Consider the following 23,638-nt stretch of genomic DNA (forward strand, 5'->3'; position numbering starts at 1 on the left):
ATGCCGGACCTGCCCGCGACCCCGCCCGACGACGAGTCCCCCGACCCCCGCATCGGAATCCCGGGCAGCCCGTTCGCCGACCGTTCCGGTCAGCCCGCCCAGGCCGTGCCTGCTCCACGCCGCCGCCGTCCCTCACGGCGCATCGTGCTGACCGCGGCCATGCCCGCGGCAGCGGCGGTCGTCGGCCTGACGGCGCTCACCGCACCGCGCCCCGCCTCACTGGGCGCCCCGGCCGGCGACGAGGAGCTCGCCGCAGCACTCGCCCCTCACCTGGGCGGACACCGACGGGTCGCTGCGATCCTGGTCGAGGACGGGCAGTCGCGCCTGGCCGGCTTCGGCACCGGCGAGGGCGCAGCGCTGGAGAGCTCCGAGTTCGAGATCGGCTCGGTCTCCAAGACCTTCACCGGCGCACTGCTGGCCGTCGCGGTCGAGCGCGGGGAGCTCGCCACGGAGACCACCGTCGCCGAGGTGCTCGGCGCGGAGGCGGAGGGCAGCGCGATCGCGGACGTCATCCTCGCCGAGCTCGCCACCCACAGCTCGGGCCTGCCGCGCCTCGCCTCGGCCGCCGCCGGCGGCGGGAGCATCCTCGCAGGAATGCTGCGGAAGGACCCCTACCGGGGCCGCGATGCGCAGCAGGTCATCGCCGACGCCCTCGACGAGACGCCGTCGGGCCGCGGCGAGCATGCCTACTCGAACCTCGCCGTCGCCCTCGAGGGGCAGCTGCTCGCGACCGCCGCGAACACCGACTACGCCACGCTGCTCACCGAGAGGATCCTCGAGCCGCTCGGCATGACCAGCACGTACGCACCCATCACCGCCGAGAACCTGCGGGAGACGGCTCGGCGCGGGCACGGCACGAGCGGCCTGCGGCAGGGCATGTGGACCATGGACGGCTCCGCCCCGGCCGGCGGCATCCGCTCCACCCCGGCGGACATGACCCGGTATCTCACCGCCATGATCGACGGCTCCGCCCCGGGCGCCGCAGCCGCGACGGAGGTGCTGTTCGAGGAGAGCGGGGCGAGCTCCACGGCGATGAACTGGTTCCTCGAGGACTTCGGCAGCGGTCAGCCGATCACCTGGCACAACGGTATGACCGGCGGCTACGCCTCGTTCGTCGGCTGGGACCCGTCGAGCGGGCGAGGGCTTGCGCTGTTCTCGGACACCGCCCGCTCCCTCGACGAGCTCGCCGTGGGCATGCTCACCGGGGAGGTGGCGCTGTGAACGCGGTGCTGTCGCTGCTGCCGCTGCTGGTGGCGGCGGTCCTCGCGGTCGCGCTGGTGGTGACGATCGTGCAGATATGGGCCCGGTACCAGCATCCGATGCGTCTGGCGCTGCAAGCCGTCGGCGCCGCCTCGCTGATGGGTGTGATCGGCCTGGCGGGGCTCCTCCCGGATGCGCTGTGGTGGGTCAGCTGGGCGTTCACGCTCGCGATCCTGCTCGGCATCGCCTTCTCCGCCAGACGCCTGCTCGTCGGCGCCCCGCCGTCGGAGCCGAGCCCCCGCAAGGCCGAGCTCCTGGACCCGCCGCCCCGCAGCTCCGCGGTCGTCGAGGTGCTGTTCTGGCTGGCGCTGGTGGTCGTGGCGCTGATCGCCGGCTGACCACGCCTCGTCCCGAGCGGGGTCCTGGGCGCGTCAGGCGCCGATCCCCGGACCGGCCGGCGCCCTGCCTCAGCCCCGGATCGGCAGCCAGTCCAGCACGTCCTGGATGCCCTCGTCCCAGAACTCCCAGGTGTGGGCTCCGGGGCGCAGGCGCGAGGCGACCTCGACCCCGGCGTCCTCCGCCGCGGCGAGGAAGCGCCGGTTCTGGTCGATCAGCTGGTCCTCGGTGCCGCAGTCGAGGAACAGGGCGGGCAGCGCGGCCGGGTCGGAGGCGCCGAGCAGACCGAGCAGGTCATCGGCGGTGCCGGCGATCTCGCGCCCGCCCCAGATCCGCTCGGCGAGGTGGCCGGTGTGCAGCTCGAGCGGCAGGTTCGCGGGGTCCAGCGCCCCGGACAGGCTCGCCGCGGCCGCGAAGCGGTCCGGATGGTTCAGCGCCAGCTTGAACGCGCCGAAGCCGCCCATCGACAGGCCCGCGACGAAGGTGTCCTCCCGCGCGGTCGAGACGCGGAAGGTGCGCGCCACGATCCGCGGCAGCTCCTCGGCCACGAAGGTCCAGTACGCCTCCCCCACCGCCTCGTCGGTGTAGAAGGAGCGGCGCACCTCGGGCATCACCACGGCGATCCCCTTCTCCGTCGCGTAGCGCTCGATCGAGGTGCGGCGCTCCCAGATGGTGCAGTCGTCGCTGAGGCCGTGCAGGAGGTAGAGCACCGGCACGCCGGACTCGTCGGCCGCGGACCCGCTGGTCGCGTCGGCCCCTTCCATCCCGATCCCGGAGGCGGCCTGCGGCATCAGCACCACCATCGAGGTGCCCATGCCGAGGGACTCGGCGAAGAAGTCGGTGCGCAGGCGGATCATGTCTCTCCTCGATGAGCGGGCGGGCGTCGGCCCCAGCATCCCACCCCTCCTCCACCCGCCCGGCCTCACCCCACGCCTTCTGCTGCCGAGCCGACTGATGTCCACCCGCGCATGAGTCGTGGCGGCGGCAAGACCTCGCGGCGCCGGGAACGGCGCGGCGGTGACACGGCGGAAGGCGAAGCATCAGGTACGAGGGGAAGCGCTCCCGGACGCGGTCGTACGCACCGCGGCACGCGCGCCGCCCTCCTCCTCCGTGTGCCCCTGCGCCCCTCGATGCCTACGATGGCGGCATGACCGAGACCGCTCCCGCCGCCCCTGCCGCGCCCGCACCGCACGCCGCCCCTGCCTGGGCCCGAGACGCGATCTGCTGGCAGGTGTACCCGCTGGGCTTCTGCGGCGCGCCCCGCCACCGCGAGGACCTCACCGGCGAGACCTACGGCGGGGCCGACGGGGAGAACGTCGTGCACCGCCTGCGCCGGCTGACCGGCTGGCTCGACCATCTCGTCGCCCTCGGCGCGAACGTGCTGCTGCTGAACCCGATCTTCGACTCGGTCTCCCACGGCTACGACACCCTCGAGCACCGCCGGATCGACCCGCGCCTCGGCGACGAGGAGGACTTCGACGCGCTGGTCGCGGGCTGCCGCGAGCGCGGGATCCGCCTCGTGCTCGACGGCGTCTTCAACCACATCTCCCGCCTCCACCCCACAGCACGCCGGGCGATCGCCGCCGGCCCCGGCACCGAGGAGGGCGACCGGATCCGCTGGGCGGGCACGAGTCCCTACGGCTTCGAGGGCAACGACGACCTGGTCGAGGTGGACCTCACCGACCCCGTCGTCCAGGACCGGATCGTGGAGATCATGAGCCGCTGGCTCGAGCGCGGGGCCGACGGATGGCGGCTGGACGCGATGTACGCCGCGGGCGCCGAGGCGTGGGCGCCGATCCTCGAGCGGGTCCAGGCCGCGCACCCCGAGGCGTGGATCCTCGGCGAGGTGATCCACGGCGACTACCCCGCCTTCGCCGCCGCCTCCGGCGCGGACTCGATCACCCAGTACGAGCTGTGGAAGGCGATCTGGTCCTCGCTGCGCGATGGGAACCTCTTCGAGCTCGCGCATGCGCTGGGCCGACACCAGGACTTCCTCGACCGGTTCCGGCAGGCGGGCTCGGGCGCTGCGCCGCTGACCTTCGTGGGCAACCACGACACCACCCGCATCGCCTCACAGCTGACCGACGGCCGCGACCTCGCCGCCGCGACCGCGCTGCTGGCGCTGCTGCCGGGCGTCCCCGCGCTCTACGCCGGGGACGAGTTCGGCGCCGCCGCGGTGAAGGAGGAGCGCGCGGGCGGGGACGACGCGATCCGGCCCTGGTTCCCGGGCTCGCCCGACGAGGTCGTCGCCGCGCACGAGGCCGCCGACGCGGGCGGGGAGTCGCCCCGCTCCCTGCAGCTGCTCGCCCCGGAGGCGACCGGGCGGATCCTCGAGGCGCATCAGCGGCTGCTCTCCCTGCGCCGACGCGAGCGCTGGCTCACCACCGCCTCGGTCGCCGTGGACGAGTCGACGCTGACGAACACCTGGGCGCAGATCGTGCTGACCCCGTCGGCCGACGGGCTCGAGCCCGGGGCCGACGGCGCGGCCGACGAACGCCCCACCCCGCTCACTCTCGTCCTGAATCTCGGCGACGAGGACCTGCCGGCCCCGGGCGAGGTGCTCGAGACGGTCAACGGGGCGGACATGCTCGATGCCGTCGGCCCCGCCCCCGAGGGGACGGTCCCCGCCCACGGCATCGCGGTGGTGCGCTGAGCGGCGCTCCGCGCCTCCCCACGAGAGATGCCACGCAAATCCTCTAGCACGAACCTGCAAATAATCGTCTACCACTGACAACAAGATAAGCGCAGGACCTGGCTCGATGCTTGCGTCCACGCAAATAATGGTCGAGCCGCCTACAATTGTCGGATGATCGAGGCACAGGGCATACGCGCCCCCAGCTTCCCGTTCGACTCCCCTCTGGCAGCCAAGGCGGTCGCTCTCGAGAGGCTGCGCGGCGACCTGCCGCGCTCGACCGCCCACCTGCCGGTCCTCGCTGAGCTCGCAGACCTCCGTCGCCTCATGTCGAGCATCACCTCCGCTCGGATCGAGGGGAACCACACCACGGTCGTCGACGCGGTGGACGCGGCGCGGAGTCGGGAGGCCCAGCCCCGTCTGCCGCTCGGCGACTCCGTCGAGGAGATCCTCCACCTCGACGAGGCGGCACGATTCCTCGACGACCAGGTCTCCACCGGGTCCCCGCTCTCCCATGCGCTGGTCCGAGAGCTCCATCGGCTGACGACAGAGGGGCTCGAGCGTGAAGGTGATGCCACCCCGGGCTCCTACCGTCGTCACGAGGTCTCGATCCAGGGCTCAGAGCATGCGCCGCCTCTCGCTTCGACGGTCCACGCACTCATGACCGAGCTGCTCGATTTCGCCAACGCTCCCTCGCCCCCGCACCTGCACCTCGTGCGCATGGCGATCGCCCACCACCGCTTCGTCTGGATCCACCCCTTCGCGAACGGGAACGGCCGTGTCGCCCGGCTCTTCTCCTACGCGATGATCCGCGCCCAGGGCTTCGCCCCGGACGTGGAGTACCAGACCGTGAACCCGACGACTGTGTTCGGCGCCGATCGTCAGCGCTACTACGACCGACTGGCCGCCGCGGACTCGCTCGAGGATGATGCTCTCGTGGCCTGGACGGAGTTCGTCCTCGACGGGCTGCTCGGGGATCTCGAGGCCGTCCACGCCCTCTCCCGCGGCGATGCCCTGCGCTCGCTCGTCGCGTCTGCGATCGATCGAGCGCTCCAGGCCGACCGGCTCGGTGCGGACGAGGCGGCCGCACTGACCGCCGTGGCGTCGGGCGCCCCGTTCAAGTCCGGCGACCTCGCCGAGCAGCTCGGCACGAACGCCTCCGGGCGCTCCCGGGCGTTGAACTCGATGCTCGACCGTCAGCTCATCCAGCGGGTCACGCCACAGGGGAGGATCTACCGGATCCGCCTGTCGCCCAATCCGCTCACCCCGTTCCTGTTCACCGAGCTCGACGCACTGGGGATGCTCCCGGGCATCCTCCGCGACGATCCGTGAGGCAGACCGCCGGCCGAGGCCGCTGACCGACCGCCCCAGCCGCTGACAAGGCATGCCGTCGTAGGCTCGGGGCATGAGCACCGCGATCAAGCCCGCCGAGTCCGTGAACACCGCCCCCGTCGTCGCCGCAGGACTGATCGGCGGCTGGCTGACCGCGCGGGAGACCGGCATCCGCCCGCTCGGCGGCGTGGTCCTCGCCGCGGCCGGGATCTACGCGGGCCGCACCTGGCTCGCCCGCCGCGGCCCCGCGACCACCGCCGTGCTCGGCGCGACCTACGTGCTCGGCTTCGGCCTCTCCCACCCGCTGGCGAAGAAGATCGGCGCCTGGCCCGCGGTCCTGACGGTCACCGCCGCCTCCGCCGGCGCCGCCGCGCTGCTGTCCGACGCCGCCTACGGCGAGTGGCAGCCCGCCGAGCCGGAGGCCTGACCCGTCGGCCGGGCGGCGCGCAGCAGCGGACGGACCCGGAATGCGCTGCCTCCCGCGGCGATAGTTGACTAGGCTAAGTCCTCGTCCCCGAACGTCGGGGCGCACTCCCCTCTGAGGAACTCTCTCCCCATGCTCGGCACCATGAGCCGCCTCTGGCAGACAGTCCGCCCCATCCGCATCCGCCTCTTCCTCGGCCTGCTCAGCGCCATGACAGCCTCGCTCGTGGCGCTGATGATCCCGCAGGTGCTCGAGGTCATCGTCAACCGCCTCGGCAGCGACGCCACCGCCATCACCATCTGGACCGGCGGCGCGATCGTGCTGGGGCTCGGCATCGTCGAGGCCACCCTGATCTGGCTGCGCCGCACCTTCGCCGTCGCCCCCTCGACCAGCGTCGAGAAGCAGATCCGCGTGGGCTTCTACGAGAAGGTCCAGCACCTGCCCGTCACCTTCCACGACGGCTGGGGCTCCGGCCAGCTGCTCTCGCGCATGATGAGCGACATCAACCAGATCCGCCGCTGGATCGCGTTCGGCATGATCATGGCGGTCACGAACGCGGTGACGATCGCGGTGGGCATGGTGCTGCTGATCCGCTCCAGCGCGCTCCTGGCGCTGATCTTCTTCATCGCGGCGGTGCCGGTCTCGATCATCGCCTACCGCTTCAACCGCACCTTCTCGGTCCTCTCCCGCCGCTCGCAGGACCAGAACGGCGATCTCGCCACCACCATCGAGCAGTCGGTGCAGGGCATCCGCGTGCTGAAGGCCTTCGGGCGGGGGCCGACGGCGCTCGAGGGCTTCACCGAGCAGGCCGAGGAGCTGCGCCGCACCGAGGTGAAGAAGGCCACCGCGATCGCCCGCTTCGACATGTTCATGTTCATGCTCCCCGAGCTCGCGATCGGCGTCGCGCTGCTGGTGGGCCTGCACCTGACCGCGAACGGCTCGATCACCACCGGCCAGCTCGCCTCCTACTTCGCGACCGCGACCCTCGTCGTCGGCCCGGTCCGGATGCTCGGCATGCTGCTGGGCCAGGCGGTGAACGCGAGCACCGCGCTGGACCGCCACTACGAGGTGATGGACGCCGAGAACACGATCGTCTCGCCCGAGCATCCCGCCCCGGTGGACCCGGCCGCGGCGACCGGGGCGGTGCGCCTGGACGGCGTGCACTTCCGCTACGCCGACGCCCCCGACCACGTCGGCGACGTGCTGGACGGGGTGGACCTCGACATCCGCCCCGGAGAGACGATGGCGCTGGTCGGCGTCACAGGCAGCGGCAAGTCCACGCTGCTGCAGCTGGTGCCGCGGCTGTACGACACGACCGCCGGCGCGATCCGGATCGACGGCGTGGACATCCGCGACATGGACCTCACCGCGCTGCGCACCCTCACCGCGGTCGCCTTCGAGGACGCGACCCTGTTCTCCGACTCGGTGCGGGAGAATGTCCTGCTCGGCGCCGACCCGGCCCTCTCCGATCGGGAGGCCGAGGACCTGCTGCACCTCGCGCTGCGCACCGCGGATGCGACCTACGCCTACGAGCTGCCCGACGGGGTCGACACCCGCATCGGCGAGGAGGGCATGAGCCTCTCCGGCGGCCAGCGCCAGCGCCTGGCGCTGGCCCGCGCGATCGCCGCGAAGCCGGCCGTGCTGCTGCTGGACGACCCGCTCTCGGCGCTCGACACCAAGACCGAGGAGACCGTCACCGCACGCCTGCGCGAGGTGCTCCAGGGGACGACCACCCTGATCGTCGCCCACCGCACCTCGACCGTGGCGCTCGCCGACCGGGTCGCGCTGCTGGACGACGGGCGGGTGGTCGCCGTCGGCACCCACACCGAGCTGATGGCGAGCTCGGCCCGCTACCGCTGGGTGATCGCGAACCAGGAGGAGGAGCGGCGCCGCGACCAGGACATCGAGACGCTCACCGGCGAGCTCGAGCTCCGCGCCATCCAGGAGGAGGGCCGATGACCACCACCGCACCGCTCGACCAGGACGGCGCCGACGGCGGCGCCCTCACCCCCGAGGAGGCGAAGGCCTCCCGCAAGCGCTCCTTCGCCCTGCTGGGGGAGCTGATCTCCCCGGTCAGGGGCCAGTTCGTGATCATGGGCGTGATGGTCGTCGTCGCGCAGCTCGCGGTCGTCGCGGGACCGGCGATCATCGCCCGGGGCATCGACCACGGCCTGCCCGCACTGCTGGACGGGGATCCGTGGCCGGCCTTCCAGGCGGCGGCCCTCGCCGTCGCCGCCGCGATCGTCGGCGGCGTGCTGACCTTCGGGTACGTGCGCCAGTCCGTCGTCGTCGGCCAGCGGATGCTGCTCTCGCTGCGACGGAAGGTCTTCCGCTTCACCCAGAAGCAGGACCTCGAGTTCCACGAGTCCTACACCTCCGGCCGGATCGTCTCGCGGCAGACCTCCGACATGGAGGCGCTGCGGGAGCTGCTGGACTCGGGCGTGAACGTCATGGTCGGCGCGTCGCTGTCGATGGTCTTCACGATCGTGGTGATCGTGGGCATGGACCCGGTGACGGGCCTGGTCATGCTGCTGATGCTGATCCCCTGCCTCGCGCTGACGGTCTGGTTCCAGAAGCGCTCGAGCGTCGAGTACCGCGCGATCCGCACCCACTCGGCACGGCTGATCGTCCATTTCGTCGAGGCGATGGCCGGGATCCGCGCCGTGAAGGCGTTCCGCAAGGAGGACCGCAACCACGCCGAGTTCGACCGCCTCGCCCAGGACTACCGCGATGCGTCGATGCGCTCGATCAACGTCTTCGGCATCTACCAGCCGGCGCTGCGCGTGCTCGCCAACGTCACCATCGCCGCGGTGCTGGTCGTCGGCGGGTTCCGGGTGCTGCACGGCGATCTGCAGGTCGGCGTGCTGGTCGCGCTCGTGCTCTACTCGCGTCGCTTCTTCCAGCCGATCGACGAGATCGCGAACTTCTACAACGCCTTCCAGTCCGCGGTGGCGGCGCTGGAGAAGATCGCGAACCTGCTGGCCGTGCAGCCGCACGTGAAGGAGTCGCCGTCGCCGACGCCGCTGCCCAGCTCGGACGGGCAGATCGACTTCGAGGACGTCTCCTTCCGCTACTCGGCCGACGGGCCGCTGGTGCTGCAGCCGATGGACCTGCACATCCCGGCCGGGCAGACGGTGGCGCTGGTGGGTCAGACCGGCGCCGGGAAGTCCACGGTCGCGAAGCTCATCGCCCGCTTCTACGACGCGACCGAGGGCAGCGTGCAGCTGGACGGCGTGGACCTGCGCGACGTGTCGATGCAGGACCTCACCCGCAACATCGTCATGGTCACGCAGGAGGCGTACCTGTTCTCCGGCACCGTCGCGGACAATATCGCGCTGGGGAAGCCGGGCGCGAGCCGCGAGGAGATCGAAGCGGCGGCCCGCGCGATCGGGGCCGATGAGTTCATCGAGAAGCTCCCCTACGGCTACGACACCGACGTGAACAAGCGCGGCGGCCGCGTCTCGGCCGGCCAGCGGCAGCTGATCTCCTTCGCCCGCGCCTTCCTCGCCGATCCGCGCGTGCTGATCCTCGACGAGGCCACCAGCTCGCTGGACATCCCCTCCGAGCGGATGGTGCAGGAGGGGCTGACGAAGCTGCTCGGCAGGCGTACCTCGCTGATCATCGCCCACCGCCTGACCACCGTGATGATCGCGGACCGGGTGCTGGTGGTGCACGACGGGCAGGTCGTCGAGGACGGCTCCCCCGCCGAGCTCGTCGCCGCCGGCGGCCGCTTCGCGGCGCTGTACCAGGCGTGGCAGGAGTCGATGTAGCGCGCCGGGATCGCCCCTCTCACCGGGAGCGCGCGGCACGGACCCCGCACTCGACACCTGATGTGGCCCAGTTCCCACGACAGTTGTGCGGAAACGCTGGCGCAGGCGGTCGGCGCCGGTTATCTTCCTGCTGTCACACCGGTTCCGATCCTGAGGAGAGCCGACGAGAGTCGGCCGTCACCCGCGGATCCCCTGCTCCTCAGAGGTCATCCCATGCACCTGCCCCTGCTCTCGCGCGCCCGATTCCTGGCGCTGCTGCTCGCCGCGCTCGTGGTCGCGGTCCCGCTCGCGGTCGCGGTCGCCCCGCCCGCTGATGCCGCGGTGAAGAAGCCGCTGGACATCGTGAAGGTGTACTACGACCCGCCCGGCCGGGACTACTCGAGGAACTCCGAGTACGTGAAGGAGTACATCCAGGTCAAGAACACCGGGAAGACCACGCTGACCCTCACCGGCTTCGTGATCCGCGACAACGGCCCCCAGAAGTACACCTTCCCCAAGGGCTTCAAGATCGCCCCCGGCAAGACCGTCACGATCCGCTCGGGCACCGGGAAGAACACCTCCACCACCCTGTACTGGGGCAAGGCGAGCTTTATCTGGAACAACACCGGCGACACCGCGCGCCTGTACAGCTCCAAGGGCACGCTGCTCGAGTCGTGCAAGTTCGCAGGCGGCGTCAAGAAGGCGACGAAGACGACGGTCCGCACCGACGCGACGACCGCCTACTGCTGACCCGGCGCGGGGCCGACGGCTGCCCGTCGGCCCCGCAGGCGTTCCCGCGGGAACGTCGTCGGCGCCCGATCTGTCAGATCCCGCGTCGGATCCCCGTCGGACGCCCGACGGAGCGTTCCCGCGGGAACGTCACATCGGGCGGTTCTGTCATCTCCCGCCGCCCGGTCAGGCGCCGAGCATCTCCCGCAGCGCGGGGGTGACCCCCTCGACCTCCACCGGCACGTCGGGCCGACGCAGCAGCTCGGGCGTGACGAGGAAGCGCTGCTGCTCCTCGCTGGAGCCGGGGATCGTGGAGATCTCGGTGCCGTTGTCGATGTAGCCGCAGGCGCGGGAGACCCCGTAGGAGGGGGCGTTGCCGACCACGGCGGCGGACTCGGCCCGCAATGCGCCGAGGTGGTCGAAGGCGAGCACGAGCATCGCCTGGCGCATGAGTCTGCCGTACCCGTTCCCGTGGGCGTCGAGGGTCAGCCACGAGCCGGAGGTGACGGTGCGCCGCTCGGCGAAGCGCTGGGCGGAAACGTCCTGCGCGCCGATCAGCCGGCCTCCCGCCCACACGCCGAAGGCGAGTGTCCAGCGCTCGGGTGAGATCCCGCTGCGCAGCGTCCACTGGAAGCGCAGCGCTTCGCGCACGCGCGTCTCCGGCTCGGCGCGGTACCAGGGGAACACCTGCGGGGAGGTCGGGTCCTCGAAGATCGGCCGACGGATCAGCGCGGCGTACTCGGGCAGGTCCTCATCGGACAGCGGCCGCAGGGTCAGGTCCCCGGCGCGGACGACGAGCCCGAGGGAGGGGTAGAGCGCGGACAGCGCGGGGAACGGCTCAGCACGGGTCTGCTCGGACATCGCCCTAGATTAGTCGCGGGCGACGGCGGCGATATCACGATGAGCGGAGCGCCGGGCGGCGCGGGCGGGAGCGTCGTCGCGGCGCACGGCCCGTCGGGGGCCGGCCGGCCGTACCCTGTAACGATGACCATCGACGTCCTGCTCTCCGGTTTCGCGCCCTTCGACGGTGCGGCGACCAACGAGTCATGGGAGGCCGTCCGGGAGGCGGTCCCGGCCCTGGTCGAGCGCGGCGTGGACGCGGAGGCGGTCGAGCTGCCGGTCGAGTTCGGCACCGCCTCGGAGCGTCTGGAGGAGGCGGTGCGGGGACTGCGTCCGCGGCTCGTGGTCGCCGTCGGCCTCGCCGCCGGACGCACCGCGATCACCCCGGAGCGGGTCGCGATCAACATCCGCGACGCCCGGATCCCCGACAACGCGGGCGCGAGCCCGGTGGACGAGCCGGTGGTGCCGGGCGCGCCCGTCGGCCGCTTCTCGACCCTGCCGGTCAAGGCGATGGTCGCCGCTCTCGCGGCCGGCGAGGTGCCCGCCGCGGTGTCGCAGACCGCCGGGACCTATGTATGCAATGACGTCTTCTACGCCCTGCAGCACCTGCTGGCAACCGACCCGGCGCTCGAGGGGATCCGGGGCGGGTTCGTCCACGTCCCCTCGGCCGACGTCGTCGACTCCCCCGCCACCGCACGGGCGCTGGTGCGGATGGTCGAGGCGGCGCTCTCCACGGAGGCCGACGTGCGCCTCGCGGGCGGCGCCGAGCACTGAGCGGCGGGAGCTGAAAGGCGGGGGCTGAAAGGCGGGGGCTGAAAGGCGGGGGCTGAAAGGCGGGGGCTGAGCGGGCGGCTCCCGACAGCTGGCGCCTCCCTGCCCCCGCCACCGCCGTGCCGCGATGCCGCGATGCCGCGAACGGGGGTGCACAGCGCCGCGGCGGTCCACCGACGGGGCCGGCGACTCGGTGGAAACGAGGCTCCGCACGGGTGTGCACATCCTCGCCGTCCACCTTCACAAGAAGTTATCCACAGCGTTCTCCACAGAGGTGGAGAAATGACATCCCTGTAGTTCCGCACGTACGAGCGTCGTCCCGGGCGTGTCGCGGCATTGCGCCGGCGCGACGACCAGTCCTCGCAGCGCCCCTCCGCAGCCCGCCGGCGACCTTCGCGCTCCATAGAATCACTGCAGGTCATGAGGCTTCCGCCGGGGGCTCGAATCGGACATTGCGCGCGCTCCTCGGCTCTGGATCATCTCCGCGCAGTGGGCGAGAACGTCTGCGCACCCCGCATCCACGGTGTATGGACCTGCGCTGTCCCCACTGTCCGTCCACACCGAGTCGGCAGTTGTCCACAGCCAGAGCGCGTCATCCCCAATACAGCAGCGAGTTATCCACATCGCGATCCACAGCTGGGGAAAACCACACCGGTGTAGTTCCGTCCGTGTCGTGACAGGGCTCTCGCGCACGGCCCGGGGATGCAGAACGGGGCGGCCCCGAGGGACCGCCCCGCCGTGCGGGAGGAGTGCGTCGTCGGCCCTCGAACGGGCCGCGCGCAACCTCGGTCAGGGACCGGGGAGGAGCACCGTCTTGACCGCCACGAGCACCGCGCACAGCACCACGGCGGCGACCACCAGCGCGCCGTGCGTGATCGCGGAGCGGCGGGCGAGCGCCTGCCGGTCCTGCCCGGCCACCGCCTTGGGGCGCAGCGCGTACATCCCCGCGGTGAGTGCCGCGCCGAGCAGGAGTCCGCCGAGGTGGCCCTGCCAGGAGATGTTGGGGACGGTGAAGGTGATCACCAGGTTCAGGGCGATCAGCACCCCGATCTGCGCGACCTGCCCGCCCATGCGCCGGTTGACGATGAACGCCGCGGCGAACAGGCCGAACACGCCGCCGCTCGCGCCGACGGTGCCGGTCAGCCAGGAGTACCCCATCGGATCGGCCAGGACGTACACCGCCGTGTGCCCGCCGAGCATCGAGACGAAGTAGATGGCGGCGAAGCGCGCGGGGCCGAGAGACCGCTCGAGGAACTGTCCCATCGCCCACAGCGCGTACATGTTCAGCGCCAGGTGCATGATCCCGCCGTGCAGGAAGCCAGCGGTGAGGAAGGTCCACGGCATCGCCAGCGCCCGGAAGGGGGCGAAGATGCCCAGCTGCTCGACGATCTGCGGAGCGACCATCTGCCCGAGATACGCGAGCACGCACAGCGCGATCAGCGTGTAGGTGACGACCGGGGCGCCGGAGCGCATGCGCCCGCCCATCGCGGTGCGGGGCCGGGTCGAGGCCTGCGCCCCTGCCAGCTCCCGCTCGCAGTCCACGCACAGCACGCCCACATCCGTGGGGCGCTGGCAGTCGGGGCAGGCCGGACGATCGCAGCGCTTGCAGCGCACGTAGCTGACGCGATCCGGGTGGCGCGGGCACACCGGCTGCTCCTGCGGCCCGCCGCCCACGGGGCCCTGCGGCGGTGGGGCGTCGGCGGCGCTGTAGCCGTAGCTGGGTCTGTCCATGGGTCTCATTCCACCACGGGCGGCTGGAGGGAGCCGGAGCCCTTGCGCGCCGTCGCCCGCCGAGATCAGCTCCGTGAGCAGGTGGTAGCCGCTCCTCCCGAGGTGGGGCCCGCCTCCTTGCACGCTCGGCGCGCAGGATCCCCCGGCCGCCGGGACACCAGTGCGGGGGCCGCGACGCGCCCGAGGGGCGAGGGAGCAGGGGACGCCGCGCAGGTCGTGCCCCTGGCTCGCGACGGCGGCGTGCGCGACCGAGGCGGGGCCCTCGCCGCGGCGCGGACCGACGAGGCCCAGGGCGACGAGGCGGTGGCCGGCGCGTCGGCGCGGGGTCTCGGCCAGAGGACAGGGCGGCGGCTCTCCGCGAAGGAGTGGGGAGCGGGTGACCGGGTCGGAGGCGCTGTCGACCGCCGATCGAGAGAGGCTCCCCTTACTTCGTTCTTGCAGGTCAGGCGAGGCTCACCTTGCTTGATTGGACTTAGTCCAGAGAGTAGGTTCGGGGCATGAGCCTCCTCGACATGCCCCCTCGCCGCCCGCCCGTCACCGATTCCCCCGACACCCCCGCCGCGTCGCACGGCGGCGCGCCGTCCGCCGAGCGCCCTGCGCCATCCGTCGGGCGGCCCTCCGGGCCCGCCGATGCGCATGCCCCGTCGGCCGACCGAGACCCGCGCACCTCCGTCTCGCGCGATCACGCCGAGGACCGCACCACGCGCTCGGACCGCATCAACCAGCTGCGCGCCGGGGTGCTCGGCGCGAACGACGGCATCGTCTCGGTCGCGGGCCTCGCCGTCGGCGTCGCCGGCGCCACCACCGACATCCGCTGGCTGCTGATCGCGGGACTCGCCTCGCTGGTCGCAGGCGCGCTGTCCATGGCGATGGGCGAGTACGTCTCCGTCTCCACCCAGCGCGACACCGACCGCGCCCTCATCGCGCGCACCCGCGCCGACCTCGCCGCCGACCCCGCCGGCGAGCACCGGCACCTGCTCGCGGCGCTGACCGAGTCGGGGATCCCGGACGACGTGGTGGGCGAGGTCGCCGACTCGATGGAGCGCCAGGACGCGCTCACCGCCCACACCCGCTTCCGCCACGGCGTGGAGCAGGGCACGGTGGTCTCGCCGCTGTCGGCGGCGCTGGCCTCACTGCTCTCCTTCACCCTCGGCGGGATCATCCCGCTGCTCGCGATCCTCGCCAGCCCGCCCGTCCTGCGCCTGCCCGCGACACTCGTCGCCGTCGTGGTCGCGCTCGCGCTGCTGGGCGTGGTCAGCGCCCGCCTCGGCCAGGCCGACGCCCGCACCGCCACCGTGCGCACGATCATCGGCGGGGTGCTCGCGCTCCTGGTCACCTACGGGATCGGCGCGGCGCTCGGGGTCGCGATCGGCTGACCGCGCGGTGCGCCCCACGGCTCACGCCTCGGCCCGGCACCTCCCGCGGTGCCGGGCCGTCGTGTCCCTGATCACCTCGCGGAGCACGGCCTCTCCGGACAGATGTCCGATGAGTAGCCTCGACGGACATCCCTATTCCTCACCCTGACGAGAGTGCGCCATGACGACCCGACGCCCTTCCCGCCACCCCGCCACGCCCTTCGCCCGCCGCGGCGTGCTGCTCGCGGCACCGACCCTCCTCCTCGCCGGCTGCGGCCTCCTCCCCGGCGGCACGGACGACGAGAAGGGCGGCGATGCCGCCGCGGGGCAGGCGGACGAGGGCGCGGCCGACGGCGCCGCGGAGGCCGCGAACCCGGCGACCAGCGCGGTCGTCGACCTGCAGCCCACCGAGGTCACCGACGAGGCGGTCGCAGGCCGACTCATGTCCCGCCTCGAGACCTCCCAGACCCTGCTCGCCCCCAGAGTGAAGGCGACGGTCACCGCGAGCGGACTCGTGGACAGCCTCACCGCCGCCGATTACACCGCCCTCACCGGCGAGGAGCCCCCTGTGGCCGACGGCGCCGAGGAGGGCACCGCGGCGGAGACGATCCTCCCCGGCGAGCGCAAGCAGTTCCTCCTCGCCGCCTGGAAGTCCACCGACTCCGAGTGGCAGCCCGCGGTCGCCTCGCACAACTCCACGACGCTGAACATCGCGCACGGAGGGAACACGACGAACATCCACGTGCCGCAGGTCGCGGAGGGAGATGCCGAGCGCAGCGGGATCGTGCTCGCGATCGTGGACCGCAGCCCCGCGCCCGAGGCGATGGGGCTGCGCGCCGAGATCCGCGACGAGGTCTCGGAGATCTCCCTCGTGGACGGCTCGATCCTCGCCACCCCTTCCCCGTCGCTCTATGAACGGGAGCTCGGCGTCGAGGTCACGGAGGCGGGCATCGTCGAGACGGAGGTCGACGAAGGCTGGGTCTCCGGGGTCATGTCTGTGCGCGGCACGGTGAAGAGCGCGTTCCTCACCCCATACATCGACACCGTCGACTACGGCGGCAACCTGTTCTGGGCAGCGGCGGACGAGCTCCATCTCGTCGTGGACCTGGACTGGCAGATGGACTTCTCCTCGAACGTCGTCGACCGGACCGAGGCCACGCTGACCCTCGAGGACGGCACCGAGCTGCGTCCCGCGCAGGACACGGACCAGATCTTCTACGACAGCCACGGCACCCACATCGCGACCTTCACGATCCCCGCGGACGAGCGCTCCGCCACGCTCACCCTCTCGCCCCGCTTCACCCAGGTGATCGACGAGGACTTCGAGCAGATCGAGGACCCGATCACTGCGACGCTCACCTTCTCCTGAGCATCCTCTGGGGTGCGCGGTCGGCGGCCCGGCCGGATGCGCTCATGCAGCCGGTTCGGGGTCGCCGATCTAGCCCAGCCGGGCCGAATGGTCGCCCGCTGGCGCAGGGCGTACCGGTATGCCTATATGGGCGTACCGGTACGCCCTGCGCCAGTTCTCGACCATCAGCTGGCCACACGCTCGCTGCCCCCGACCCTTGCAGCACCGTGCTCTCGCCACGCCAGTGCATCGGACAGCACGACGCCGCCGGGTCGCCGCACATGCGGCGACGCCGGCGGCGTCGGGGTCCGGTGGGCGCGGGGCGCCCGCCAGATCACTTCTCGATCGAGACCTTCTCGATGACGACGTCCTCGAGGGGACGGTCGCGCATGTCGGTCTTGACCGCTGCGATCTCGTCGACGACCTTCTTGGAGTCCTCGTCGGCGACCTCGCCGAACACGGTGTGCTTGCCCTGCAGGTGCGGGGTGGGGCCGACGGTGATGAAGAACTGCGAGCCGTTGGTGCCGGAGGGGCGACCGGTCAGCGCGTTGCGGCGGGTGCCGGCGTTGGCCATGGCGAGGACGTAGGGCTCGTTGAAGTTCTTCTCGGAGATCTCGTCGTCGAAGGTATAGCCGGGGCCGCCGGTGCCGGTGCCCAGCGGGTCACCGCCCTGGATCATGAAGCCGGAGATGATGCGGTGGAAGACGACGCCGTCGTAGAACGGACGGGTGACCTTCTCGCCGGTCTCCGGATCGGAGAACTCCTTGGAGCCCTCGGCGAGGCCCACGAAGTTCTCGACGGTCTTGGGGGCGTGGTGCGGGAACAGCTCGATGCGGATGTCCCCGTGGTTGGTGTGCAGAGTTGCGAACATGGCGCAATCCTCCCACAGACCGTGCGCGCAGGCTGTGCGCAGGGACGCTGCGCGGACCGGTCCCCTCCTCCACATCGCCGCGGCCTGGCACATCCTCCGCGACTCCGCATCCGCTGTGAACGCCGCGGGGTGGTCGCGTTAAGGTTGTGCCACACGGGTCGTGGCAGTCGTCGGCTGCCCCGGCCCAGGGACCACCGTCGGCCCGACCCGACGGATTCGACCGAAAGGGGAACCCCATGGCGCTTGGAACCAAGGCCGAGGCGAAGAAGGCCAAGAAGAAGGCCTCGAAGGCCGTCGAGGCCGCTGGCGCGTCCAGCCAGAACGCCCAGAAGGCCGTCGAGGAGCTGCAGAAGCTCGCAGCCCAGGTGGGTCCGGTGGTGTCCGAGGGCGCCCGCGAGGCCCGCTCGAAGGCGACCGACCTGTACGGCCAGTACGTCCCCGAGGCGCAGCAGAAGCTGCGCGAGCAGGGCGACAAGCTCTCGCAGAACCTCGGCCCGCGCGCGGACAAGCTCCGTCACGACCTCGAGGACGACTATCTCCCCCGCGCCCGCAAGACCGCCGAGACCACCGGCACGGTGCTCAAGGCTGCCGTCGACGCGGCGCGCAAGGAGCTCGACAAGGGCCAGGGCGACATCCGCTCCGCGATCGTGGAGCCCACCCCGCAGAAGAAGAAGGGCCGCGCCGGCAAGGTGCTGCTCATCCTGGGCCTGGCCGCCGCCGGTGCCGCCGCGGGCTACATCGCCTGGCAGAAGACCCGCCCGGTCGAAGACCCGTGGGCACCGCCCGCGGACTTCGCCCGCGCGCACTACCCCGCCTCGGCCGGCACCGAGTCCGACTCCTCGACCGTCTCCGACACCGTCGGCTCGGCCGACGCCGGCGACGTCGCCTCCGCCCTGAAGGGCGACTCCCACGGCGGGGACACCACCCCCAAGGAGGTCAAGGTCGACTCGGATCCCGAAGCCGCCACGGCCGACGAGGAGAAGCGCGGCAACCACCGCGGAGACGCCTGATCCCAGGCCCTCCGCAGCGCGAACGACTCGCGTGACGCACGTGCCCGACGGCGCGGCGGTCCCGTCCCCGGACGAGGAGCGCCGCGCCGTCGGCGCGTCCGGGGGCGGGACCCGGGCCGATGGGGGCGGCGGGAGCGCTGGGCGCCGCGACGGCGAGATCCTCACCGAACGACTGCGCCTGACCCCTGTCGCGGAGGCCGACGAGGTGGAGCTGCTCGCCCTCCACTCCGATCCGCGCGCCTTCGTCGAGGACTCGACCGATCCGCTGACCGACCCGGCGCAGATGCGGTGGGTGCTCGCGCAGTGGCGGCAGAGCTGGCAGCGCCATGGGACTGGTCACCTGACCGTGCGGGCACGAGAGGGTGCCGACCTGCCGGTCGGGCTGCTGGGCGTCGTGGGCCTCGTCCCACTCTCGGACGGCGACGGGGCCGACGGCGCCGTGCTGAGCGCCTACTGGCGCCTCTCGCCCGAGGTGACCGGTCGCGGCGTCGCGACCGAGGCGATGCGCGCGGTGCTCGGAGCGCTGGACGCCGACAGCGCACCGGAGATCGTCGCGATCACCGCGCGCGGCAACGCGCCCTCCCTCGCCCTCGCCGCACGGCTCGGCTTCGTGCCCGCGCCGCCCGACCGCCCGGTCCCCGGCGGACGCGGCGGGGACGTGCTCCTGCTGCTGCCGCCGTCGGCCCGCGGTCGCGCCCTGTGACCGCACCCATCGCGCACGCCCCGTCGGCCGGCCCCCTCGATCCCGCCGCGCTCCCCGCCCCTCCCATCGCCCCGAATCCCTAGACTGACGCGCATGCCTGCTGCCACGCCCGGCCCCAGGGCGGGCCGCTACGCCCCCTCCCCCAGCGGCGACCTGCACCTGGGGAACCTTCGCACCGCGATCCTGGCCTGGGTGCTCGCGCGCCGCACCGGCCGCACCTTCCACCTGCGGGTCGAGGACCTCGATCGAGTGCAGGAGGGCGCCGCGCAGCGCCAGCTGGAGGACCTTGCGGCGCTGGGCCTGGACTGGGACGGCGAGGTCGTCCGCCAGTCGGAGCGCGGCGCGGACCACGAGGCCGCGATCGGCTCCCTGACGGCGCAGGGCCTCGTCTACGAGTGCTACTGCACGCGGCGCGAGATCCTCGAGGCGCCGAGCGCCCCGCACGCCCCGCCCGGCGCCTACCCCGGCACCTGCCGTGATCTCTCCCCCGCCGAGCGCGAGGCCGGTCGCGTGCGGATGCGGGAGTTGCGACGGGAGCCCGCTCTGCGGCTGCGCGCCGAGGTGACGGAGTGGAGCGTGCAGGACCTCTGGGAGGGGGAGGTCCGCGGCGCGGTCGACGACCTCGTGCTGCGCCGCGGCGACGGCGTGGTCGCCTACAACCTCGCCGTCGTGGTCGACGACGCCGCGGCCGGGGTCGACCAGGTGGCCCGCGGCGACGACCTGCTCAGCTCCGCCCCGCGCCAGGCCCATCTCGCGCACCTGCTGGGCCTGCCCGAGCCGACCTACGCGCACGTCCCGCTCGCCCTGAACACCGCGGGCGCGCGCCTGGCCAAGCGCGACGGCGCGGTGACGCTGCGGGACCGGCTCGCCGCCGGGGAGAGCGCGGCCGACGTCGTCGAGCGGATCGGGGAGTCGCTGGGGCTCGCGGGCTGCCGCTCCGCCGCGGATCTGCTCGAGGCCTGGGACCCGGCAGGGATGTCCCGTCGGCCGTGGGTGGTGGACCTGCCGGCCTGACCCGGTCGGCCGGAGCCGGAGAGGGAAACCGGGTCTCTCCCGCCACACTTCTTCACCGAGGGGGTAACGAAACTCGATACACGGATGTATCGTCGCCGCGTGATGCGATACCTCCGCGCTCTCCTCACTGCGCTCTCCTCCGCGCTGCACGCCGTCCTGTCCGCTCTCGGCACCGCCGGTGCCGCCCTCGGGCGGGGCGCGTCCGCCGCGGGACGGGGCGCGGTCGCCCTGCTGCCCCGGGAGTGGAAGAAGCCGATCGCGGCTCTGTTCGTGACCGGACTGGCCCTCGTGCCGCTGGTCTACTCCGGCAACATGACCTGGTCGTTCATCGACCCGAGCAACAACCTGAACCACATCACCGCAGCCGTGGTGAACGAGGACACCGGCGCGGACGCTGAGAGTCCGGACGGGGAGGTCTCCCACATCGACGTGGGCGAGGAGTTCACGGAAACCCTGCTGGAGAAGGACCAGGAGAACCTCTACCACTTCGTCGAGGCCTCCCCCGCCGAGGCGCAGCGCGGCCTGGCCGACGGCACCTTCGGCGCCACCATCACGATCCCCTCCGACTTCTCCGAGGACATCGCCTCGCTCGGCGGCGACGCGATGGAAGCGGCCCCCGCGATGATCACCGTGACCACGAACGACTCGGTGAACTACGTCGGCGGCAACTTCTCCAAGTCCGTCGGCACCGCGCTCACCGACGCGCTGCGCGCCTCGGTGCTCGAGGAGTACCTCGACAAGATCTACGTCGGCTTCACGACGATCCATGAAGGGATCGTCGACGCGGCCGACGGCGCCGCCGAGCTCTCGGACGGAGCGAGCGATCTCCACGACGGCACCGGCGACCTGGTCGACGGCACGGTTGAGCTCACCGACGGCACCGGCCAGCTCGCGGACGGGTCCGCCGAGCTCGCCGCGGGCGCGGTCGACCTGCACTCCGGCAGCCTCGACCTCGTGGTCGGGCTGGATCAGCTCACCTCCGGCGCGGTCACGCTGCGCAACGGCGTCGCGACCCTCGACGCCGGTGCGCAGCAGCTCTCCGGCGGGCTGGCGACCCTCGACGAGAAGGGGCGGCCGCTGCGCAGCGGCGCGGACGAGCTCGCCGGCGGCGCCGAGCAGCTCGCGACCGGGGCGAGCGATCTCGCCGGCGGGGCCGGACAGGTCGCCGACGGCACCCAGCAGCTGGACGAGACCGTCACCGACGCCGCCGAGCGCGCCCGAGAGCTGGGCGTGACCGAAGAGAACGTCCAGGCCACGAGCGAGGACCTGGTCACCGCGATCGACGACCTCGAGCGCGCGATCGACGGGATGCCGGAGCTGCTGGACGCCCCGGGCGAGGCCGCCGCCACCATCGCAGCCACCACCGAGAGCCTCGACGAGAAGGCCGGCGAGCTCGCCGAGACCGCCCGGAACCTCGACGAGTCCACGGGCGATCGCGCCCAGAACGCCCGCACCCTGCGCGAGGGCGCCGAGTCGATCGCCGGTGACGTCGAGACCCTCGACCAGGCCGTACAGGACGCGGCCGAGGCCACCTCCACCTCGGCGCAGTCCGCCGAGACCTCCGAGGGCTCCGCCGGGGAGCTCGCCGACGGCGTCGACGAGCTCGCAGGACTCTGCGCCGAGGCCGGCGGAGGCCCCGGCGAGGCGTCCGACGGGGGCGGCGAGGGGCCCGAGCAGCCTTCCGCGGCCGAGTCAGCCGTCTGCCAGAAGGCGGAGGAGCTCGCCGGCACCACGCAGAAGGTCCGCGAGGACGCCGAGACCGCCACCGCCGACGCGGCCGAGGCCGACCGCCTGGCCCGGACCGCCGCGGAGACCTCCACCGACGTCGCCGACACCGCCGAGGGCATGAGCGACGCCGCCTCCGGTATCGAGGAGTACATCGAGACCCTCTCCACCACCACCACGGCACTCGCCGAGGGCGCCGCCGCTCTCGAGGGCACCACCTCGACCCTCGCCGAGGACACCTCGACCCTCAGCAGCGACCTCGGCACGGCGCGGGACGACCTCGCCTCCGCCGTCCCGTCGGCCGAGCCCGGCCAGAGCGCCTCCGACCTCGCCGCGGAACTCGCCGACCAGGCCCGCACCGCCGCCCTCGCGCTGCCCGAGGCGTACCGCACCCTGGACCAGGGCGTGCAGGACATCCACCGTCTGAACTCCGGCGCCCGCGAGGTCGCCTCCGGCGCGGACCAGCTCGCCGCCGCGACGGGCACCGCCCGCGACGGCGCCCAGGACCTCGCCTCCGGCGTCACCCAGTACACCGACGGCGTCGGCTCGGCCCGCGACGGCGCGGATCAGCTCGCCGACGGCACCGGCACCCTCAGGGACGGCGCCGGCACGCTCGCCGACAAGACGGGCGAGGCCCGCGACGGGGCGCAGCAGCTCGCCGACGGCACCGGCACCCTCGCGGACGGCTCGGCCGAGCTCGCCGACGGCGCCCGCCAGGTGGACGACGGCGCGACGCAGCTCGCCGACGGCGCGACCGACCTCGACGACGGCGCCGAGAAGCTCGACGACGGCTCGACCGAGCTCGCCGACGGCCTGGCCGACTCGAAGGACGACGTCCCCTCGTACACCGACGAGGAGAGCAGCGAGCTCGCCGGGACCGCCTCGGACCCGGTGCAGATGAGCTTCGAGCGCCAGAACGATCTGGGCCGCTTCGGCGAGGGCCTCGCTCCGCTGTTCCTCGCGATCAGCCTGTGGGTCGGCGGCATGGCGATCTTCCTGATGATGCCGCCGTTCTCCTCCGAAGCGATGGCGCGCGGGACGGGGCCGGTGCGACTGCTGGCAGGCGGGCTCATCCCCGCCTTCCTGCTGGGTCTCGTCCAGACGCTGATCGCCGTCGGAGCTCTGCACTGGCTGATCGGCCTCACCATCGACGACCTGCCGCTGATGTTCGGGCTCGCGGGGCTGACCTCGCTGGTGTTCGTCGCCCTGAACCACGGCTTCGGCGCCCTGTTCGGGCCGGTCGGGAAGTTCGTCGCCCTGGTGCTGATCGCTATGCAGATCTCCGGGGCGGGCGGCACCTACCCGGTCCCGACCCTGCCGGGCTTCTTCCAGATGCTCCACCCGTACCTGCCGATGACCCATGCGGTCGACGCCTTCCGCGGAGCGATCGGCGGCGGCTGGATCGACCCGGCCGGGGACCTCGCCTGGCTGTCGGGCTGGCTGGTGGTCGGCGTCGTGCTGGGGCTGCTCGGCGCGGTCGTCCAGCGGCGCCGCACGCTGCGCACGCTCGGCGCGGACGAGGGCGGACCGGACGGCGCGGACGAGGAGGAGCCGGAGCCCGCCACGGGCTCCGCCGCCCGGGCCTGAGGCGCCGGCGCTTCGCCGTGACGGCCTCGCCTGGCCGGTCCCGACAGGCCAGGCACCGCACCCAGGCGCCCGGCGCCCCGGCGCCCCGGCGCCCCGGCGCCCCGTGCCCGAGGCCCGGACGGGAGCGTGGTCAGGTCATGGCGCGGGGCGGGGGGGGGGGGGGGGGGGGGGGGGGGGGGGGGCCCCGCCCCCCCCCCCCGCCACCCCCCCCCCGCCCCCCC

General features: G+C 72.7%; 19 protein-coding genes. 15 read left to right on the forward strand and 4 right to left on the reverse strand.

Annotated elements, in window-relative coordinates; genetic code table 11:
- Both DS079_RS15445 and DS079_RS15450 read left to right on the forward strand, forming a co-directional pair.
- Positions 1 to 1,221 (forward strand): serine hydrolase domain-containing protein, encoded by a 1,221-nt coding sequence (locus tag DS079_RS15445; protein ID WP_126988687.1) that lies wholly within the window; start codon positions 1 to 3, stop codon positions 1,219 to 1,221.
- Positions 1,218 to 1,598, forward strand: coding sequence for a hypothetical protein (locus DS079_RS15450; protein WP_126988688.1), 381 nt, complete (start codon positions 1,218 to 1,220; stop codon positions 1,596 to 1,598). Before DS079_RS15445 ends, DS079_RS15450 begins: the two co-directional genes overlap by 4 nt.
- A gap of 69 nt (positions 1,599 to 1,667) precedes the next feature.
- On the opposite strand, the gene DS079_RS15455 is transcribed toward DS079_RS15450, so the two are convergent.
- Positions 1,668 to 2,453 carry an alpha/beta hydrolase gene (locus tag DS079_RS15455; RefSeq protein WP_126988689.1) on the reverse strand — a complete coding sequence of 262 codons (786 nt, stop codon included), beginning with the start codon at positions 2,451 to 2,453 and terminating at the stop codon, positions 1,668 to 1,670.
- A gap of 290 nt (positions 2,454 to 2,743) precedes the next feature.
- Here DS079_RS15455 and DS079_RS15460 point away from each other — a divergent pair, with 290 nt between their 5' ends.
- From DS079_RS15460 to DS079_RS15485, 6 genes are all read left to right on the forward strand, one after another.
- Positions 2,744 to 4,249, forward strand: coding sequence for an alpha-amylase family glycosyl hydrolase (locus DS079_RS15460; protein ID WP_126988690.1), 1,506 nt, complete (start codon positions 2,744 to 2,746; stop codon positions 4,247 to 4,249).
- Positions 4,250 to 4,402: 153 nt separating this feature from the next.
- Positions 4,403 to 5,560: a Fic family protein gene (locus DS079_RS15465; RefSeq protein ID WP_126988691.1), complete on the forward strand. Its 1,158-nt coding sequence runs from the start codon at positions 4,403 to 4,405 to the stop codon at positions 5,558 to 5,560.
- 73 nt (positions 5,561 to 5,633) lie between these two features.
- On the forward strand, positions 5,634 to 5,987 hold the full coding sequence (locus tag DS079_RS15470; protein ID WP_126988692.1) for a hypothetical protein: 354 nt from the start codon (positions 5,634 to 5,636) through the stop codon (positions 5,985 to 5,987).
- 129 nt (positions 5,988 to 6,116) lie between these two features.
- Positions 6,117 to 7,943 (forward strand): ABC transporter ATP-binding protein, encoded by a 1,827-nt coding sequence (locus DS079_RS15475; protein ID WP_126988693.1) that lies wholly within the window; start codon positions 6,117 to 6,119, stop codon positions 7,941 to 7,943.
- Positions 7,940 to 9,754 carry an ABC transporter ATP-binding protein gene (locus DS079_RS15480; RefSeq protein ID WP_126988694.1) on the forward strand — a complete coding sequence of 605 codons (1,815 nt, stop codon included), beginning with the start codon at positions 7,940 to 7,942 and terminating at the stop codon, positions 9,752 to 9,754. Before DS079_RS15475 ends, DS079_RS15480 begins: the two co-directional genes overlap by 4 nt.
- 213 nt (positions 9,755 to 9,967) lie before the next feature.
- Positions 9,968 to 10,483, forward strand: coding sequence for a lamin tail domain-containing protein (locus DS079_RS15485; RefSeq protein ID WP_126988695.1), 516 nt, complete (start codon positions 9,968 to 9,970; stop codon positions 10,481 to 10,483).
- Positions 10,484 to 10,648: 165 nt separating this feature from the next.
- Here DS079_RS15485 and DS079_RS15490 read toward each other — a convergent pair whose 3' ends face one another.
- Positions 10,649 to 11,323 carry a GNAT family N-acetyltransferase gene (locus DS079_RS15490; protein ID WP_126988696.1) on the reverse strand — a complete coding sequence of 225 codons (675 nt, stop codon included), beginning with the start codon at positions 11,321 to 11,323 and terminating at the stop codon, positions 10,649 to 10,651.
- A gap of 123 nt (positions 11,324 to 11,446) precedes the next feature.
- Between DS079_RS15490 and DS079_RS15495 the strand changes: the two genes are divergently transcribed.
- Complete coding sequence (locus DS079_RS15495) at positions 11,447 to 12,076, forward strand: pyroglutamyl-peptidase I (protein WP_126988697.1); 630 nt, start codon at positions 11,447 to 11,449, stop codon at positions 12,074 to 12,076.
- A 786-nt stretch (positions 12,077 to 12,862) separates the two neighbouring features.
- Here the strand turns inward: DS079_RS15495 and DS079_RS15500 are convergent.
- The gene (locus tag DS079_RS15500; RefSeq protein ID WP_126988698.1) at positions 12,863 to 13,804 is read right to left on the reverse strand and encodes a rhomboid family intramembrane serine protease; all 942 of its coding nucleotides are present in this window, start codon (positions 13,802 to 13,804) and stop codon (positions 12,863 to 12,865) included.
- Positions 13,805 to 14,301: 497 nt separating this feature from the next.
- On the opposite strand from DS079_RS15500, the gene DS079_RS15505 reads away from it, so the two are divergent.
- Both DS079_RS15505 and DS079_RS15510 read left to right on the forward strand, forming a co-directional pair.
- A complete protein-coding gene (locus DS079_RS15505; protein ID WP_126988699.1) occupies positions 14,302 to 15,180 on the forward strand; it encodes a VIT1/CCC1 transporter family protein in 879 nt (292 codons plus the stop codon).
- Between the two features lie 160 nt (positions 15,181 to 15,340).
- Entirely contained in the window at positions 15,341 to 16,528 is a 1,188-nt protein-coding gene (locus tag DS079_RS15510) for a hypothetical protein (RefSeq protein WP_126988700.1), read from the forward strand.
- A gap of 313 nt (positions 16,529 to 16,841) precedes the next feature.
- Here the strand turns inward: DS079_RS15510 and DS079_RS15515 are convergent, their stop codons facing one another.
- The gene (locus DS079_RS15515) at positions 16,842 to 17,378 is read right to left on the reverse strand and encodes a peptidylprolyl isomerase (protein ID WP_070499118.1); all 537 of its coding nucleotides are present in this window, start codon (positions 17,376 to 17,378) and stop codon (positions 16,842 to 16,844) included.
- 236 nt (positions 17,379 to 17,614) lie between these two features.
- Between DS079_RS15515 and DS079_RS15520 the strand changes: the two genes are divergently transcribed.
- The 4 genes from DS079_RS15520 (at position 17,615) to DS079_RS15535 (ending at position 23,417) form a co-directional block, all read left to right on the forward strand.
- Positions 17,615 to 18,388 (forward strand): hypothetical protein, encoded by a 774-nt coding sequence (locus DS079_RS15520; RefSeq protein WP_010551835.1) that lies wholly within the window; start codon positions 17,615 to 17,617, stop codon positions 18,386 to 18,388.
- A 31-nt stretch (positions 18,389 to 18,419) separates the two neighbouring features.
- Positions 18,420 to 19,091, forward strand: a complete 672-nt coding sequence (locus DS079_RS15525; RefSeq protein WP_164736288.1) for a GNAT family N-acetyltransferase — start codon at positions 18,420 to 18,422, stop codon at positions 19,089 to 19,091.
- Positions 19,092 to 19,184: 93 nt separating this feature from the next.
- Positions 19,185 to 20,105, forward strand: a complete 921-nt coding sequence (gene gluQRS / locus DS079_RS15530; RefSeq protein ID WP_126988701.1) for a tRNA glutamyl-Q(34) synthetase GluQRS — start codon at positions 19,185 to 19,187, stop codon at positions 20,103 to 20,105.
- 102 nt (positions 20,106 to 20,207) lie between these two features.
- Positions 20,208 to 23,417, forward strand: a complete 3,210-nt coding sequence (locus tag DS079_RS15535; RefSeq protein WP_126988714.1) for a YhgE/Pip domain-containing protein — start codon at positions 20,208 to 20,210, stop codon at positions 23,415 to 23,417.
- Positions 23,418 to 23,638: the final 221 nt, after the last annotated feature.

It is taken from the genome of Brachybacterium paraconglomeratum, from assembly GCF_003994255.1.
GTDB lineage: Bacteria > Actinomycetota > Actinomycetes > Actinomycetales > Dermabacteraceae > Brachybacterium > Brachybacterium conglomeratum.